16 protein-coding genes are annotated in these 15,757 nt (G+C 61.3%); 4 read left to right on the top strand and 12 right to left on the bottom strand.

The window, feature by feature from the left end; genetic code table 11:
- Window positions 1-41: 41 nt before the first annotated feature.
- Genes ubiB through ubiE form a run of 3 tightly spaced genes read right to left on the bottom strand, consistent with a single transcriptional unit; the run spans window position 42 to window position 3,036 of the window.
- On the bottom strand, window positions 42-1,646 hold the full coding sequence (gene ubiB / locus ABX75_RS03195) for a ubiquinone biosynthesis regulatory protein kinase UbiB (RefSeq protein ID WP_034095484.1): 1,605 nt from the start codon (window positions 1,644-1,646) through the stop codon (window positions 42-44).
- Window positions 1,643-2,266 carry an SCP2 domain-containing protein gene (locus ABX75_RS03190; RefSeq protein ID WP_034095485.1) on the bottom strand — a complete coding sequence of 208 codons (624 nt, stop codon included), beginning with the start codon at window positions 2,264-2,266 and terminating at the stop codon, window positions 1,643-1,645. The genes ubiB and ABX75_RS03190 overlap by 4 nt, the downstream gene beginning before the upstream one ends.
- A complete protein-coding gene (ubiE, locus tag ABX75_RS03185) occupies window positions 2,266-3,036 on the bottom strand; it encodes a bifunctional demethylmenaquinone methyltransferase/2-methoxy-6-polyprenyl-1,4-benzoquinol methylase UbiE (protein WP_034095486.1) in 771 nt (256 codons plus the stop codon). Before ubiE ends, ABX75_RS03190 begins: the two co-directional genes overlap by 1 nt.
- Window positions 3,037-3,194: 158 nt before the next feature.
- On the opposite strand from ubiE, the gene ABX75_RS03180 reads away from it, so the two are divergent.
- From ABX75_RS03180 to ABX75_RS03170, 3 genes are all read left to right on the top strand, one after another.
- Window positions 3,195-3,470, top strand: a complete 276-nt coding sequence (locus ABX75_RS03180; RefSeq protein ID WP_034095487.1) for a polyhydroxyalkanoic acid system family protein — start codon at window positions 3,195-3,197, stop codon at window positions 3,468-3,470.
- Window positions 3,471-3,574: 104 nt separating this feature from the next.
- Window positions 3,575-3,997 (top strand): phasin family protein, encoded by a 423-nt coding sequence (locus ABX75_RS03175; protein WP_034095488.1) that lies wholly within the window; start codon window positions 3,575-3,577, stop codon window positions 3,995-3,997.
- Window positions 3,998-4,009: 12 nt separating this feature from the next.
- Window positions 4,010-4,939 carry a phasin family protein gene (locus ABX75_RS03170; protein ID WP_034111412.1) on the top strand — a complete coding sequence of 310 codons (930 nt, stop codon included), beginning with the start codon at window positions 4,010-4,012 and terminating at the stop codon, window positions 4,937-4,939.
- Window positions 4,940-5,027: 88 nt separating this feature from the next.
- Here ABX75_RS03170 and ABX75_RS03165 read toward each other — a convergent pair whose 3' ends face one another.
- The 6 genes from ABX75_RS03165 to ABX75_RS03140 all read right to left on the bottom strand — a co-directional run bounded on the left by ABX75_RS03165 (window position 5,028) and on the right by ABX75_RS03140 (window position 11,356).
- Window positions 5,028-5,555, bottom strand: a complete 528-nt coding sequence (locus ABX75_RS03165) for a fimbrial protein (protein ID WP_047881450.1) — start codon at window positions 5,553-5,555, stop codon at window positions 5,028-5,030.
- Between the two features lie 18 nt (window positions 5,556-5,573).
- Window positions 5,574-6,512, bottom strand: a complete 939-nt coding sequence (locus tag ABX75_RS03160) for a fimbrial protein (RefSeq protein ID WP_236238617.1) — start codon at window positions 6,510-6,512, stop codon at window positions 5,574-5,576.
- Window positions 6,513-6,588: 76 nt separating this feature from the next.
- Entirely contained in the window at window positions 6,589-9,183 is a 2,595-nt protein-coding gene (locus ABX75_RS03155; RefSeq protein ID WP_047881448.1) for a fimbria/pilus outer membrane usher protein, read from the bottom strand.
- A gap of 51 nt (window positions 9,184-9,234) precedes the next feature.
- Entirely contained in the window at window positions 9,235-9,990 is a 756-nt protein-coding gene (locus tag ABX75_RS03150) for a molecular chaperone (protein WP_047881447.1), read from the bottom strand.
- Window positions 9,991-9,996: 6 nt separating this feature from the next.
- A complete protein-coding gene (locus tag ABX75_RS03145) occupies window positions 9,997-10,773 on the bottom strand; it encodes a molecular chaperone (protein ID WP_034095494.1) in 777 nt (258 codons plus the stop codon).
- A 4-nt stretch (window positions 10,774-10,777) separates the two neighbouring features.
- A complete protein-coding gene (locus tag ABX75_RS03140) occupies window positions 10,778-11,356 on the bottom strand; it encodes a fimbrial protein (protein ID WP_047881446.1) in 579 nt (192 codons plus the stop codon).
- 316 nt (window positions 11,357-11,672) lie between these two features.
- Between ABX75_RS03140 and ABX75_RS03135 the strand changes: the two genes are divergently transcribed.
- The gene (locus ABX75_RS03135) at window positions 11,673-12,368 is read left to right on the top strand and encodes a response regulator (RefSeq protein ID WP_371263971.1); all 696 of its coding nucleotides are present in this window, start codon (window positions 11,673-11,675) and stop codon (window positions 12,366-12,368) included.
- 16 nt (window positions 12,369-12,384) lie between these two features.
- Here the strand turns inward: ABX75_RS03135 and ABX75_RS03130 are convergent, their stop codons facing one another.
- From ABX75_RS03130 to phaZ, 3 genes are all read right to left on the bottom strand, one after another.
- Window positions 12,385-13,005, bottom strand: a complete 621-nt coding sequence (locus ABX75_RS03130) for a TetR/AcrR family transcriptional regulator (RefSeq protein ID WP_034095497.1) — start codon at window positions 13,003-13,005, stop codon at window positions 12,385-12,387.
- A gap of 27 nt (window positions 13,006-13,032) precedes the next feature.
- Entirely contained in the window at window positions 13,033-14,715 is a 1,683-nt protein-coding gene (gene phaC, locus ABX75_RS03125; protein WP_047881445.1) for a class II poly(R)-hydroxyalkanoic acid synthase, read from the bottom strand.
- Between the two features lie 88 nt (window positions 14,716-14,803).
- Complete coding sequence (gene phaZ, locus ABX75_RS03120; protein WP_047881444.1) at window positions 14,804-15,649, bottom strand: poly(3-hydroxyalkanoate) depolymerase; 846 nt, start codon at window positions 15,647-15,649, stop codon at window positions 14,804-14,806.
- Window positions 15,650-15,757 lie beyond the last annotated feature (108 nt).

Here is a 15,757-nt window from a genome sequence, read left to right as displayed (position 1 = left end):
GTTCGGCTCCGGCAATTTGCAACAGTGTATAACTGGATCGGCTATCGCCGCACAATCAGATAAACACCCACGGCGACCATGATCCCGGCCGGCCAATGGCCCAATTGGTTCAGTGGCCCGCCGATCGCCAGCATCACGCCACCCACCAGATGCGCCGCGCCCAATAAGCGCAGAAACCAGTCGTCCTTGCGTTTTTGCCACGGTGGCGCGGGGTCTTTGGCGTGGGGTTGGGACATGCGCTCAAGCAGGTCACGGGTCATATTGGCCAGGTGCGGCAGCTGTTCGAACTGGCTGTGCAGGTTGCCCAGCATGGTCTTTGGACTCATGCGCTCGCGCATCCAACGTTCCAGGAACGGCTGCGCGGTATTCCACAGGTCGAGGTCCGGGTACAGCTGGCGGCCCAGGCCTTCGATGTTGAGCAGGGTTTTTTGCAGCAGGACCAACTGCGGCTGCACTTCCATATTGAAGCGCCGCGCGGTCTGGAACAGGCGCATCAGTACCTGGCCAAATGAAATATCTTTTAATGGTTTTTCAAAGATCGGCTCGCACACGGTACGGATCGCCGCTTCGAACTCATTGAGCTTGGTCTCCGCCGGCACCCAGCCCGAATCGATGTGCAATTGCGCCACGCGGCGGTAGTCGCGCTTGAAGAAGGCGAACAGGTTGCGCGCCAGGTAATCCTGGTCTTCCGGAGTGAGGCTGCCGACGATGCCGCAGTCGATCGCGATGTACTGCGGGCTCCACGGGTTGACGGTGCTGACGAAGATATTGCCCGGGTGCATGTCGGCGTGGAAAAAACTGTCGCGGAACACCTGGGTGAAGAAAATCTCCACGCCGCGTTCGGCGAGCATCTTCATGTCGGTGCGCTGGTCCGCCAGGGTGGCCAGGTCGGTGACCTGCACGCCATAGATGCGCTCCATCACCAGCACTTTAGGGCGGCACCAGTCCCAATACACTTGCGGCACATACAGCAGTTGCGAGCCTTCGAAGTTGCGCCGCAATTGGCTGGCGTTGGCCGCTTCACGCAGCAGATCGAGTTCGTCGTAGATGGTTTTTTCGTAGTCGGCGACCACGTCCACCGGGTGCAGCAAGCGTGCATCGGCGCTGAAACGCTCGGCGGCGCGGGCGAGGATAAACAGCCATGCCAGGTCCTGGCCGATGATCGGCTTGAGGCCCGGGCGAATCACCTTCACCACCACTTCTTCGCCGGTCTTGAGTTGCGCGGCGTGCACTTGCGCCACGGACGCCGAGGCCAGGGGCTCGACGTCGAAGCGCCTGAACACCTCGCTGATCTTTTTGCCCAGTTGCTCTTCGATCAGCGCCATCGACTGTTGGGAATCGAAGGGCGGCACGCGGTCCTGCAACAGCATCAGCTCGTCGGCGATGTCTTCGGGCAGCAGGTCGCGGCGGGTGGAGAGAATTTGCCCGAACTTGATGAAGATCGGCCCCAGGTCCTGCAATGCCAGGCGCAGGCGCGCACCGCGGCTGAGCTCCAGCCGTTTGCGGGGCAGCCAGCGCCACGGCAGTACATAGCGCACCGCCAGCAGGAACCATGGCAAGGGCAGGGCGAACAGCAGGTCATCGAGACGGTAGCGGATTACGACGCGCTGGATACGGAACAAACGGCGGACGGCGAGCAGCTTCATGCGTTATCGCTTGGATCAAGGGAACGGCTCAGGCGCTCGAAGCGCGCCTCAAGACGTTCCAGGTCGAGTTTGGCCTTGTCGAGTTCGCGAAAGCGCGCTTGCGCTTCCCGTTGCCCGACCAGAGTGCGCGATTCTTCGCTCAGGTATTCGGCGAGGTTCTGGTTAAGGCTGGCGAATCCCTGCTGGTACCAGCGCGTGCGGCTGCGCACGTGACCGCTGATCAACTGCGTGGCGACGGGGCCGATCCAGCGCGAGAGTTCGTATTCCCAGTCCAGTTCCAGATCCTGCAGCACGGCGGCCAGGTCCATCAGCACCGCGCTGTCGCCTTCCAGCTCAACTTCGGTGCTGTGCAGGATGGCGGTCTTGTTGCGGCTCAGCGCAAGGTGCAGCAGGCTCGATGCCGGCGCACGCAGGGTGCAGTCGGCGTCGGCGGCCCACTGGGTCGCCAGCATCAGGCCTTCATCGCTGGGCAGGATAAACAGCTGCAAGGCGGGGCTGCGGCAGTCGACGGCGATGACGTTGCCGTTAAGGTGTGCGAGCCGCGCCAGGGCAGTGCTGTCCAGGCGCAGCACACGGTTGAGGCCGTGCTCGACGCTGGCGAGAAGACCTTGCAGCAGCATCAGGGCTTGATGCCGCGGTGCAGGGCGACGATGCCCGAGGTCATGTTGTGGTAAGTCACACGGTCAAAACCGGCTTCCACCATCATCGACTTCAGGGTCTCCTGGTCGGGGTGCATGCGGATCGATTCGGCCAGGTAGCGGTAGCTCTCGGCGTCATTGGTGATCAGCTTGCCCATCAGCGGCATGAAGGCAAAGGAGTAGGTGTCGTAGACCTTGGACATCAGCGCGTTGGTCGGCTTGGAGAACTCCAGCACCAACAGGCGGCCACCCGGTTTGAGTACGCGCAGCATCGAGCGGATCGCGTCTTCTTTATGGGTCACGTTGCGCAGGCCGAAGGCGATGGTCACGCAGTCGAAATGGTTGTCGGGGAACGGCAGCTTTTCAGCGTCGGCCTGGACGAATTCGATATTGCCGGCCACGCCTTTGTCGAGCAGACGGTCACGGCCGACCTTGAGCATCGAACCGTTGATGTCCGCCAGCACCACCTGGCCAGTCGGGCCGACGAGCTTGGAGAACTTGGCGGCCAGGTCGCCCGTGCCGCCGGCGATGTCCAGCACGCGATTGCCGGGGCGTACGCCCGACAATTCGATGGTGAAGCGCTTCCACAAGCGGTGCATGCCGCCGGAAAGCACATCGTTCATCAGGTCGTACTTGGCGGCTACAGAGTGGAACACCTCAGCGACTTTTTCCGCTTTCTGGCTTTCCGGGACGTTCTTGAAGCCGAAGTGAGTGGTGGGTTCGGCATCGCTGCCTTTGCGCTGATCAGTCATATCGCTGTCACCAAAAGAGAATGCGGCACATGATAATCCCCAAGGCTTGCTTTGTCTTGGCAAGGCTGCAGGTAAGATAGAAGGGCGCCGAGACGTTTTGCCGCATTCACGTTGTGCAAGTCTCTATTTTTCAAGTCTCTGCAAGAGGAATCATCGCAATGGCCCGTATCACCGTTGAGCGTGCACACTCCCTGGGTAAAGAAGGCGCACGGGCAAAGGCCGACAAGTTGGCGAACAAACTCAAGGAAAAATATGGCCTGGAGTCGTCATGGTCTGGCGATACCTTGAGCCTCAAGCGTTCCGGGGTTAAAGGCACCGTACTTGTGGCTGACGATTCGCTGCGTATCGATGTGGAACTTGGCCTATTGATGTCCGCCATGAGCGGCACCCTCAAGTCCGAAATCGAAAAAGCCCTGGACAAAGCCTTGGCCTGACTTCTTAGGGTTAGGGTGCCGATTCTAATTTTTCCTCCTACTTTGTGCCCAAGCCCACAACTCCTGCGGGCCGTTCCTCCCCCCTATTCTGTGTGAGGTGCACCATGGCCAACGTTATCCTGAAGAAAAAAATCGACACTCCAACCCGCGCCCTGAGCGATGTTAAATCCTACGCGCGCAAGATCTGGCTGGCGGGCCTGGGGGCCTATGCGAAGGTCGGCAGTGAGGGCAGCGAGTATTTCAAAGAGCTGGTTAAGAGTGGTCAAGATATTGAAAGTAAAGGCAAAAAAGTTGCCGTTGAACAACTTGATGCCGCCAACAGTCAGATTGACCAAGTAAAGAGTAATGTCACTGCGGTCAAAGGTCGGGTAGAAGTTCAGCTGGATAAAGTTGAAAAAGCTTTTGATACTCGCGTTGCAAGTGCCTTGAATCGAATCGGCATTGCGTCTAAACATGACGTGGAGACACTCTCTGCTAAGCTCGAAGAGCTGACGGCATTGCTCGAACGTGTCGCGCGTAAACATTAAGGAGACAACGGGATGGCTGTTAAAAAGAATACTCAGAAAGAAGGCAGCTCGTGGATCGGGGAAGTTGAAAAATACTCCCGTAAGATCTGGCTTGCTGGTTTAGGCGTGTACTCGAAGGTCAGCAGTGATGGCGGCAAGTACTTCGAGACCTTGGTTAAAGACGGCGAAAAAGCCGAGAAGTTGACCAAGACCACCGTTGGCAAGAAAGTCGATGCGGCCAAGGCCAGTGCAGGTTCGGCCAAGGCAAGCATTTCCGACACCTGGGGCAAGTTGGAAGAGACCTTCGACAAGCGCCTCAACAGTGCCATTTCGCGCTTGGGCGTACCCAGCAAAGCGGAGCTGAAGACGTTGCACAGCAAGGTCGACACGCTGACCAAGCAAATCGAAAAACTCACCGGCGCTAAAGTGGCCCCCGTGAAAACCGCCGCCGCCAAACCTGCGGCCAAAACCGCAGCGGCTAAACCGGCCGCAAAAACTGCCGCCAAGCCATTGGTGAAAGCCGCCGCCAAACCTGCAGCAAAAACCGCGGCCAAGGCGCCGGCGAAAGCGGCGGCCAAGCCTGCGGCCAAAACCGCAGCAGCCAAGCCGGCTGCAAAAGCCGCCGCTAAACCGGTCGCTGCCAAAGCGGCTGCCAAGCCTGCGACCAAAGCCGCCGCCAAGCCTGCAGCCAAACCAGCAGCTAAGGCTGCGGCGAAACCGGCCGCCAAGCCTGCGGCGAAAACCGCTGCGGCCAAGCCCGCCGCCAAACCTGCTGCCAAGCCCGCCGCAGCGAAGAAGCCCGCCGCCGCCAAAAAACCTACGGCCGCCAAACCGGCAGCGGCAACCAAACCTGCAGCTCCAGCATCCACCGCCTCTACAGCCAACTCGGTCTCCGCGCCGACGCCGGCTGCCGCTACCCCGACTGCAACGCCGGCTACCCCGACGCCTTCCAGTCAGTCCTGATTTTTCCGGGACATCCAAAAATACCCGGCCTGCGAAGGTCGGGTTTTTTTGTACCCGCTGATCTTTGCCGGCAACAACGCCAGCGCCATCAGTTGTAAGTGATCGAAACGGTAACGGCGCTGGCCAGACTGCCGTGGGTGAGGGGTTCCCCGGTTTTGTGGTACGCCGCCGTAAGCGGCATCACTGCTTTATTGCCGGCAGTTGCGATGCTACGGCTGCGCTGGTCCACGGTGCCGTTGGCGGGGATGGCATACGCGGGGGAGCCGCGGTGTATGAGCTGCAGGGCTGTTCCCCCCGAGGTCCCGGTATTGGAAAACAGTTGGGCGTTCCCCGTTGAAGGGGTGCCGGAGAACAGAAAAATCACAGTGTTGATATCCGACTCGCAGTCGGCGGAAATCTCGAAATCAAACGCGCCCGTACTGGCCGCCGTATCGAAGTCCGAGACCTTGATGGTGGGCAAGGTAATGGTGCGGTTCTCATCGCCGGCCGCCAGGTTGCAGGTGCCGGCGTTGATCTGGCCGACAAAAGTCAAAGTCCCCGTGGTGGCGGCCTGAACCCCATGGCTGGCCACGCCCACAGTGATTGCCAGCCAAACCGCCGGCGCGCGAATGTTCATCGCATGATCCTCAATCGGTCAGTCATAGGTGATGTGTACGGTCACGGTGCTGATGAAGGTGCCTTGAGTGACCGTGCCGTTCTTGTGATAAGCGCTACCGAGTGGCAGCACGGCGCGGTTGCCCGAGACCGCCAGCGTGCGTGTGTCTTCGGTGCCGTTGGCGAGAATGTTCTGCACGCCGCCGCCGAGGCGTGAGTACAGCCAGAGCGCAACGCCTGCGGCGCTGCCCGTGTTGGCGAAGATCCGATCATTGCCCGGTGCCGGAGCCCCGGAAAAACGGAACGTGACGTTCATGGCATCGCTGCATTGCGCGGTCAGCTCGAAGTCCCGTCCGCCAACGACAGTCTGGGTGTCGAATGCACGGACTTGCACCGGCTCGAACAGGATCGTGCGGTTGACGTCACCGGCGTCCAGGTTGCAGGTGGGCGTAGGGGCGACAAAACGCACCGATGTATTGAGCAGCAAGTGAAAGCGGCCTTTGCCGCCGTCCCAACGATCTTCAACCAGGCTTCCACTGGTCAGCGTGCCGCTGGTGACGGGGCCGGTCTTGAAGAACAACGCCTCCGCGCTGACATTGCTGTACAGCGGCAACGCATTGCTCTGACTGAACGGGGGCGAGGTGTGCAGTTGATGGGGGTAAACCAGTCCCCTGTGATTACGCACCAGCACGCGTATGCCGACCCCTGGCACACCGGTGTGATACGCCGTGACGCCTGCGCCCGGCACCATCGCCGAGTCGGTGAAGCGCCCGATAATCTGCCTGGGCGTCGAAGTGCGGCAGTTGAGTTCAAAGCTGGGCGCGATGCCGTTGAAAGCCTGCCGGATAATCAGGCTGCCCACGGGAAGGCTGGCGGGAACGGTGATGGTATCCGGCAGGGACAGGCCGTGCTCGGAGTTGGGATATAGCCGACACTCAGCAAGCACCGTGATCGGCGCCCCGACTATCAGCAGGAGCAAACAACATCTAACAGTGTGCGTCATGGGCAACCTCGTTATCAGAAGCCGGGTATCAAGGGGCGCGTGATCATGCCGTTCAGCCGCTTGCATCGCGCTCGGCCGCTGGCGGCTGCGCGGCGAGGTCGGCACCGAGCCGGCACAGGCCAGCGTTCAGATGCCGCATGCGCTGCTTGTTCTGCGCCGTGGCCGCGATGGCGGCGTTGTAGGTAAACCAGCAAGTGGCAGTGGCGGTTGAACCCCACTTGACGGTCAATTTGCCCCGCGCCCGGGAGACCCGAACAAACGCCTTTCCACCTTGGCCGACGATCCCGACACTGGCGCCGTCTTCATCGAATACATCCGAACCAAACGGCACTGGGCTGCCGTCCTCGCGCTGTGTGGTGATCAACAAGGCTTGGCCGCTGACCGTCTCGAATTGCAGCTTCACCACCGAGCCGGCGCGGGGCGCGACGTTGCGCGCTGCGGTCTTGAGTTCGACATCCACGGACAAGTCCTTGGGGTCCAGCTCGACCACGTTCTGTCGATAGGGCGTGAGGTGGCTCACCACCGCCTGGCCGTGTTTGCCGACGTGGGCGGCGTGGTTGCCATTGATCCTCGCGCCCTGGGCGTCGGGTGCCTGGACGATCCCCAGGGTGTCGCCCAGCTCCGGGGCGAAGATCAGGCCGTCGGCGTGCGCAACCAGGCCTCCGGTCATGCCCAGCGACGTCGAGCGGTACGCCTCGCTGTGGCCATAGCTGGCGGACAACACGCCATAATCGGCCTGGTATTTCATATCCGCACTCTGGGTGTTGCCGCTGCCCTGGGTGCGGCTGGTGCTCAGGCCGTAGCTCAGTTGATTGTGCTCGCCCCAACTACCGCCCAGGCTGATCCGCTCGCCGCTGTTGTGGTCGCCACGGTAGGCCGTGCTGGTCAGAGTAGGCGTATGCGTGCCGCTGCCCAGAGGCAGGCTCAGGGTCAAATCCAGCTGTTGATCGACTTCACCACTCAGCACATCACGGCCGCGCTGAACGCTGAGGGTGTAGTGGAGGTTTTTCCAGTGGCCGCTGTAGCCGGCACTGAAGGTCAGGTTGCCCCCTGAACGGTTCCAGTAGTGTTGCGAAGAACCGGTCACATACACCGAGCCGTGGCTCAGGCTTTGATTAAGGCTGATATCCATCCTGTCGCGCAGGCGTGACACGTTGTCCAGGTCGCGTCCGTCCAGGGCATGGTCACGCAGTTGCGCGGCATCGCCCGCCGTCAGAAAACCGGAGGTGGAGTAACGGTAAGCGCCGAGGGTGAAGTGGGTGCCGCTGTCGGCGAAATTCTTGCTGTAGCGCAGTTGCACGCTGTGCCCGCTGCGCGAGCCGTGCCTGGGGATGTCGGCGCTTGAGTGTGTCAGGTCCACGGACAATGCGCCCAATGGCGTGTTGAATGCCGCGCCTGCCAATTGGGCGCGGTAGTCCTCGCCCAGCATCGCGCCGGTGTAGCCGGTCAGCAGATTGCTCAGACCCTGTTGGTAAGTGGCCTGCATCAACTTGGGCGGATGGCGCAGCCCCAGCTCATCCAACTGGCCGATACTTAGCGTGTAGCGCCGGTAGCCCGGTCGCAGCAAGTGAGCATTGGCGGCGAACGGCACGATAAACGCGCGCTGGCGACCGTCGGCCTCGGTGATCGTCACACTCAGGTCGCCGCCGTAACCGGTCGGGAAAAAATCGTCGAGCACAAAGGGGCCGGGCGCCACGGACACTTCGCTGAGCAACACGCCACGTTGACGCACGCTGACACGGGCATTGGTTTCGGCGACACCGCGCACCACCGGCGCGAAGCCGGTCATGGAGTCAGGCAGCATCCGGTCATCGCTGAACAGGCTGATGCCGCGCAGGCGAATGCTGTCGAAAAGTTCGCCGGGGGTATGGATTTCGCCGGCCATCAATTGTGATCGCCACCGACTCAGTTCGCGCTGCACATAGGTGGCGTTGCTCTGATAGCCAGCGGCGCCGAGGCTGTGGCTGTAGCTGCCGTTATGTCGCCAATGCCAATCGCCCAGGTTGAGCCCGGTGTTCAGGCCCATGTAGTGGGAGTCCAGCGAGCGGCCGTTGGTGCGAGTGGTAAAGGTGTTGGCGTTGTAGCGCACGAACGCTGCGTCCACGCCACTTTCCCAGTGCCTGGGGTCGACGTAGCCACGCGCTTGGCGCGTCAGGTAAACCTGGGGGATCTGCAGGTCCAGGCGCGTTTCGCCGATATCGAACTGGCTGCTGGCGCCGGGTAGATAGCTGGCGATCTCGGCGCAACGGTCAAACGGTTTGCGCGGGCCGGGTGTTTGTTGGTCGGCACTGTCGACCTCGATACCGAAGCGTTGCAACGCCTCACGTTCCAGGCACAGCTGTGCCGACGGCTGACCCTGGACGGCGATAAACGTGACGCTCTCGCGACCGAGCCACTGACCGTTGAGGTACACCTCTGAACGGTAGGTGCCTGGCAACACGACGTTGCCCTGGCTGAATTTCGCGATATCGACCTGCAAGCCTGCCGCGCCATCGGCAAAGAAAGCCGGGTTGAACTCCACATACTCGGCGCCGTGGGCGTCCATCGCCTCGGCGCTGCTCACCAGCAGCAGGCTACGCATTGTCAGACTCAAACCACGGCGTGCCAGGGGCGCACTGCGGACGCCGGTGGGCGTGATCGCACTCATTGTTAAGCGTTTCCAAAAACAGGTGTTGCTCGGCTCCCTGCATAGGGAGGGTCATGGGGCGACCTTGGCGTTGTGGAGGACCTTCACCCCGAAATCGTCCAGCGTCTGGAATTCCACGCTGGCCATAGCTCCAGGCGGCGCTTTGAGGTCAGGCAGATCGAAACGGGTGCGAGCGCCGGGCATCACCATATTGCCGGCCCCGGAGGCAGCGACTTGGCGCCCATGGCGTTGCCCGGCGACCTGCACCTCGACACGCTCGAAGGTCACCAGGTAAGGAGTCGGGTTGAACACTTCCACCGCCTCGCCGTAGGCGCTCGACACGCGGCGCCACTGCAACTTGGCGGGCGCGGCCTCGGCGCCGTGGGGCAGGCCCGGGGGACGCAGGATCAGCTTGATCCGTGTGCGAAACGCCAGTTGCAACTGGTTACTGGGCTGGACGCCTCGCGCCTGCGCCGGCACCTCCAGCACGTTGAACCAAAACAGGCTCTCCTGCGCTGGCGGCAACCCCTCGCCGGTGTAAGCCACGCGTACGACCTGCTGTTTACCCGGCTCCATGCGAAAGATCGGCGGCGTGACCACGAACGGGATGTCGGCCAGTTCTGGCGTCGAATGTTCGTCGCCGTTGTCGAGCCAGGTCTGGATCAGCACCGGTACTTGGTTCCTGCTTTCAAGCCTGACGGTGACTTCCTTGTGGGACTGCGGATAGATAATCCGTGTGCTGCTGATCACCACGCTCGCCTGCGCCGATAGCGCGACGACCATGGCGCACAGGGCTGCCACGGTGTGTCGAATCGAAAGAGTGGACATGGGCGGTCATCCACCAGACGTGTGGCTGAGGCCCGCCACATGGCGCACGCGGGCGCCGAAGTCGCTGATGCTGGTGAACTCGACCTGAGCGGCGCCGTGCGGACGCTGCTGCAGGGTCGGCAGCACAAAGCGTTTTACGTCGCCGGCGGGCAGCAGCAGGCTGTCGTCGGCCGCTTGGCTCGGTGCCTTGCTGAAGCGCTTGCCGGCGCTGAACAACATCACCGGGCCGAGCGATACGTGATACGGCGTCGGGTTGGTGACTTGCAGGGCAAACCCGCGCTCATGGGGGACCAGCGTCCATTGCAGTTTCGAGGCCGCGCGCTCCACCGGATAGGGCAGAGCCGGTGGGCGCAGGAATACCCGCAGGCGGGTGCGGAACGACAGTTGGATCTGATTGTTCTGCGCGGCATCCACGGCACGCGGCGGCACTTCAAGTACATTCAGCCAGAACAACCGTTCACGCGCTTCGGTCAGCGGCTCGCCGGTATAACGCAGGCGCAGGGCCTGTTGCTGGCCCGGCTCGATGCGGAAGATTGGCGGCGACACGCTGATCGGCGTGAGTGCGGTGGCCGGCGTCGAGTGTCGATCACCGCTGTCCAGCCAGGTTTGCACCAGCGCCGGGCGGTTGCCACGGTTCTCCAGACGCACGACTACTTCCTGCTGTTCGGCCGGGTAGACCACTCGCGTGCCGTGGATGATCACGCCGGCCTGGCCGGCTGACGTCCACCACGACAACAGACTGAAGGCCCAGGTGACCAGCACCCGTCGGGTTTGGCTGCTCATGGCGTTACTCGGCGTACTCGATCATAAAGCCGACCCGCGTGTTGACCTTGCCCTCGGTGGCCGGTCCGCTCGCATACAGTTGTGCCGCCAGCGGGATGATTGCCTGGTTATCGGCGATCACCACGCTCTCGGATTTTTCGCTGTAGACATTGATCGGCGAGCCGCTACGGCTGGTGACTTCGACCTGCACATTCTTGGCGTTGGTGGTGTCGGCCGGGTCGTCATGACCATCGATGTTCAGGCGTCCGGTAGCCACGTCGATGGCGGGGCTGGTTGGGTCGAACGCGACCATGGCGATGCGCCCGTTGGTGCAACTGCCTTCTCCGGGCGCGCCAATGCGAATGGTAAAACCGGTCAGGTTGGCGCGGCTGCCAGCGGTGGCCAGGCGCGCTGCCGAGACGCCACCCAGGTTGACGTCTTTGACCACCGCGCCACTGCCCGGCGCTGCACCTTCGACCGTGCAGGTCACATCGGTGACCAGCCCGCTGAAATTGATCACGCCGTCGACCGCGAACGCAGCGTGGGGGAGTGCGGCGGCCAAGGCCAGTAGGACTGTGACGGGGGAGAGAATATTGACGTTCATGGTATTTCCAGGGTGATTGATCGATAAGGGGCCTCGGTGGATGTGAATAATTTGTATCTAAAAGTTAATGCGTTCTATAGCGAAGCCACGACTTTTAGTTCGAGATAGTTCGAAACGGTGCTGTTTTAATTATGGTTTTTTGCAAGTCTTGTTCGAGCTGTGAAAGTTGCTGTAAGCGCTGTCCGTCAGCGGCTTCTGTAGGGCGTGTCGATATCCGTTGTGCGGCGATATTGAACCCTGTGTAGGCCTGGGCTATACCGGGCTGGTAATAAGGGTGGATTGTGTAGATCGTTGCGTTACTTATGCGGGTGTCTGTATGCCTACTTCAACTAGTCATGCGTATACCGTCATGTTGTTGGATGACCACGAAATGGTTCGGCAAGGTATTGAGCTGGGCCTGAGTGGAGCGTCCGATATCAAGGTGATCGGTTCTTTTGCCACGGGCCGGCAATTGCTGGACGCACTTGCCCGGCAATCGGCGGATGTCGTGGTGATGGACTTCATACTGGCACCGGCGGAAATCGATGGGCTCAGCCTGCTGCAGGCGCTGAACCGTCGTTTCAGCCAGTGTCGACCATTGATTGTATGTTCCCACTACACGCCTGCGACGGTATCGCTGTCGTTGAAAGCGGGATGCTGGGGCATCCTCGGTAAAACCCAGAACTTGACCGAGTTGATCAGCGCCATTCGAACCGTCGCCCAAGGAAGGATTTATTTACAGCCCTGCATGGTGCCGGCATTGCAGGGTACGCAATCGGTGTGGGAGGCCATCAGCCAAAAAAACACCACGGATTTTGCATCGCCATTACGCTTGAATGCCTGCCTTACTCCAAAAGAACAGGAAGTACTGCGCTGTTTTCTGGATGGCATGTCGGTGAACTCGATTGCCGCCAAGTTCTCGCGCAGCGCCAGTACCATCAGCACGCAAAAACAATCGGCTTATCGCAAGTTGGGGATCAGGAACGACAGTGAGTTATTCAAGTTCACTCAACAATTCGGCGCGCTGGGCTGATGCTCACCGAGCAGCGTTAAATGTGATCGTCCAGATAACGCAGCGCCAGACGCTCCGTGGCCTGCCGCGCCGGCATCAACAGATGCGGCGCCACCAGCATCATAATTTGGTAAACGACCACCCGCACCTCGCCCTCGCGATCGAGAATGCGCTGGTAATCCAGGGAAAACAGCAGGGTGAGGGTGATCTGTTCCACCAACTGCCCCAGCGCCTGGGTATCGCTGACCAACTGCCCGGCCGCCTTCAAGCGTGCCAGCAGTGACGCCAGGGTGCGCTTGAGCGCCGTAAGCAGGTTGCGAATGCCCTTGGCCAGCTTGGGCAGGCGCCCGGCCAGGTTTGAGAGGTCCTGGAACAGAAAACGGTAGTGGGCCATGCGCTCAATGATCAGGTGCAGGAACAGCCAGTAGTCCTGGGGCTCCAGTTGCGCGTCGGCCGGTGGGTCGAGCAACGGCGCCAGTTCATTCTGAAAGCGCTCGAACAACCCCAGCACCAAGGGTTCCTTGCCATGGAAGTGGTAGTAGAGGTTGCCGGGGCTGATCCCCATTTCATTGGCCACCTCCATGGTCGACACGTTCGGTTCGCCCTTGTGGTTGAACAACTGCAGGGCACATTCAAGGATACGGTCGCGGGTCTTCATCCAGTCTTCTTAATCTGATCGTTGAGCTCAGCGCACCCGCACATAGGTGCCCGGAGCCGCTTCCATTGGTGGGTAATTCTGGTTGCCCAGGGCGGTCAGGGTTTCGCGCTGCACGCCCGAGCGTTGCTGGATCCATGCCAGCCATTGCGGCCACCAACTGCCTTCGACATGGTTGGCGTCGTAGTACCAGGCGCGCGGGTCGCTGCTTAGCTTGGGGTTTTCGACGTAATTGGCCTTGGGGTTGCCAGGCGGGTTGAGGATGCTCTGGATATGCCCACTGTTGGACAGCACGAAGCGCCGCTCGCCACCCAGCAGTTGCGTGGAGCGATACACCGCATCCCACGGCGTGATGTGGTCGTTGATGCCGGCCACGCTGAAGCTGTCCACCGTGACCTTTTGCAAGTCGATCGGCGTGCCGCACACCTCCAGGCCGCCGGGATGGCTCAGTGGGTTGTGCTTGAAAAAATCCAGCAGGTCGCCGTGCAAGGCGGCGGGCAGGCGCGTGTTGTCGTTGTTCCAATACAGAATGTCGAACGCCGGCGGTTCCTTGCCCAGCAGGTAATTGTTGATCCAGTAGTTCCAGATCAGGTCGTTGGGGCGCATCCAGGCAAACACCTTGGCCATGTCGCGGCCGTCCAGCACACCTTGTTGGTAGGACCGACGTTTGGCCGCTTCCAATGTTTGCTCATCGGCGAATAGGGTGGCGGGGCTGTCGATCTGGCTGTCCAGCAGGCTCACCAGATAGCTGGCGCTGGAGATGCGGCGCAGCTGGCGCTTGGCTTGCAGATGGCCTTGCAGCGCGGCGATGGTCAGGCCGCCGGCGCAGGCGCCCATCAGGTTGACCTCCCGCGCGCCGGTAATGGCCCGGCACACGTTGAGCGCTTCTTCCAACGCCGCCACGTAGGTGGACAGGCCCCACTCGCGATGCCGCACATCCGGGTTGCGCCAACTGACAATAAAGGTCTGCAGGCCGTTTTTGAGCGCGTATTGCACGAAGCTGTTGGCCGGGCTCAGGTCGAAGATGTAGTACTTGTTGATTTGCGGCGGCACCACGAGCAGCGGCCTGGCGTACTGTTTCTCGCTCATGGGTTTGTACTGGATCAACTCCAGCAGCTCGTTGCGAAACACCACCGAGCCGGGCGTGGTGGCCAAGGTTTTACCCACTTCAAATGCCTGTTTGCTCACTTGGCGCGGCAGGCCATTGTTGTGCAGCAAATCGTCGAACAGGTTGCTCACCCCGCGCACCACGCTATTACCCCCGGAGTTGAGCAGCTCCTTGACGGCCAAGGGGTTGAGCAAGGTGTTGGAGGGCGACACCGCATCGTTGAACAGCGACAAGGCAAAGTGCGCCCGGGCCCGGTCGTCGTCGCTCAGGGTGCTGTCGTCGATCCAGTGGCGGGTCTGTTTCTGCCAGCTCAGATACGCCTGAAGACTGCGCCGATAAAGTGGGTTGAGCTGCCAGGTGGGGTCGACGAAACGGCTGTCGCGGGGGTTGGGCTCATGCACGGTCTCGCCCAGCAGAACGCGACCCAGTTGCCCACCCAGGGCCAGGGCGTGACGGGCGGTATGCACCGGGTTACGCAAACCGTGGGCGGCCACGCTGCGCAGGGTCGACAGCAGGTCGCGGCCCCTCAGGCCGGTGATCGCATTTTGCGCATTGATGAACGCGGCGGGGGTGGGCGCCGGGTTCGTCACGGGTCTTTCTCGCATGAGCCAACACTCCTTCGTCTAGCCATCAACAGGCACGCCAATTCAGAACCATAGTCGGTTCCTGGCAAGTTGCGCGGCGGTGTGGTCCTTACACCGCGGGGCGTGGGTGAATCACTGCGCGCAGGCGTTCCTCCTCCAGGAATTTCATGATGATCGGCGCCACGGCCTCGGCCCGGGTGATCAAAAACAAGTGGCCATCATCGATGATGTGCAACTGCGCGTTGGGGATGCGCCAGGCGAGCATGCGCATATTGACCAGCGGGATCAGCGGGTCATCGTCGCCGGCCAATACCAGGGTGGGTTGGCGGATCTTGTGCAGCCAATGGATGCTGGTCCAGCCCAGTCCCGCGAACAACTGCCAGTAGTAGCCGAGCTTGCCGGCCGAACGCACTTTGCTGGCATGTTCGGCGGCCAGCTTCGAATCGCGACGGAACGAGCCGCCGTAGATCATCGGTGCAATGCGTACCACATGGGACGGCTGGATATAGCGGCGCGGGCTCGCCATCAGCCACAGCACTTTCGGCTTGCCCGGCACCATCACCGCGCCCGCCGCCGTCGCCGCCAGGATCAGCTTCTTGCAGCGCTCCGGGTAGTCATAGGCGAACTGCTGCGCCAGCGCGCCGCCCCAGGACACGCCGACGGTATTCACCTGGCCGTAGTCCAGGTAATCAAGCATGCGCGCGGTGAGCTTGGCCAGGCCAGGGAAGCGGTACGGCCGGCTGGGCGTCGAGGAACCGCCCACTCCCGGTACGTCGAAAGCAATGACCTCCAGGTCCGGGTCCAGAGCCTGCACGAACGGAAACACCAGCTCCAGGTTGGCGCCGATGCCGTTGAAGATCAGCAACGGCGTCAAGTGAGGCTTGCCCGGACGTACCGCCGTGCGGATGGTCTGGCCATCCAGGTCGATGGTACGGAAGATGAACGGTTGCGCCATGCTCAAGCCCTGTGAGATGTGACGGTTGGAATGCAGGCCGAATGTGGGAGGGGGCTTGCCCCCGATTGCAATTGATCAGCCAATGGATCAGATGACCGACACACGGTC

The organism is Pseudomonas sp. ARP3, from assembly GCF_001029595.1.
Taxonomy (GTDB): domain Bacteria; phylum Pseudomonadota; class Gammaproteobacteria; order Pseudomonadales; family Pseudomonadaceae; genus Aquipseudomonas; species Aquipseudomonas rhodesiae.
Note: the sequence above shows the minus strand (reverse complement) of the source record. Positions and strands in the feature narration are given on the sequence as shown.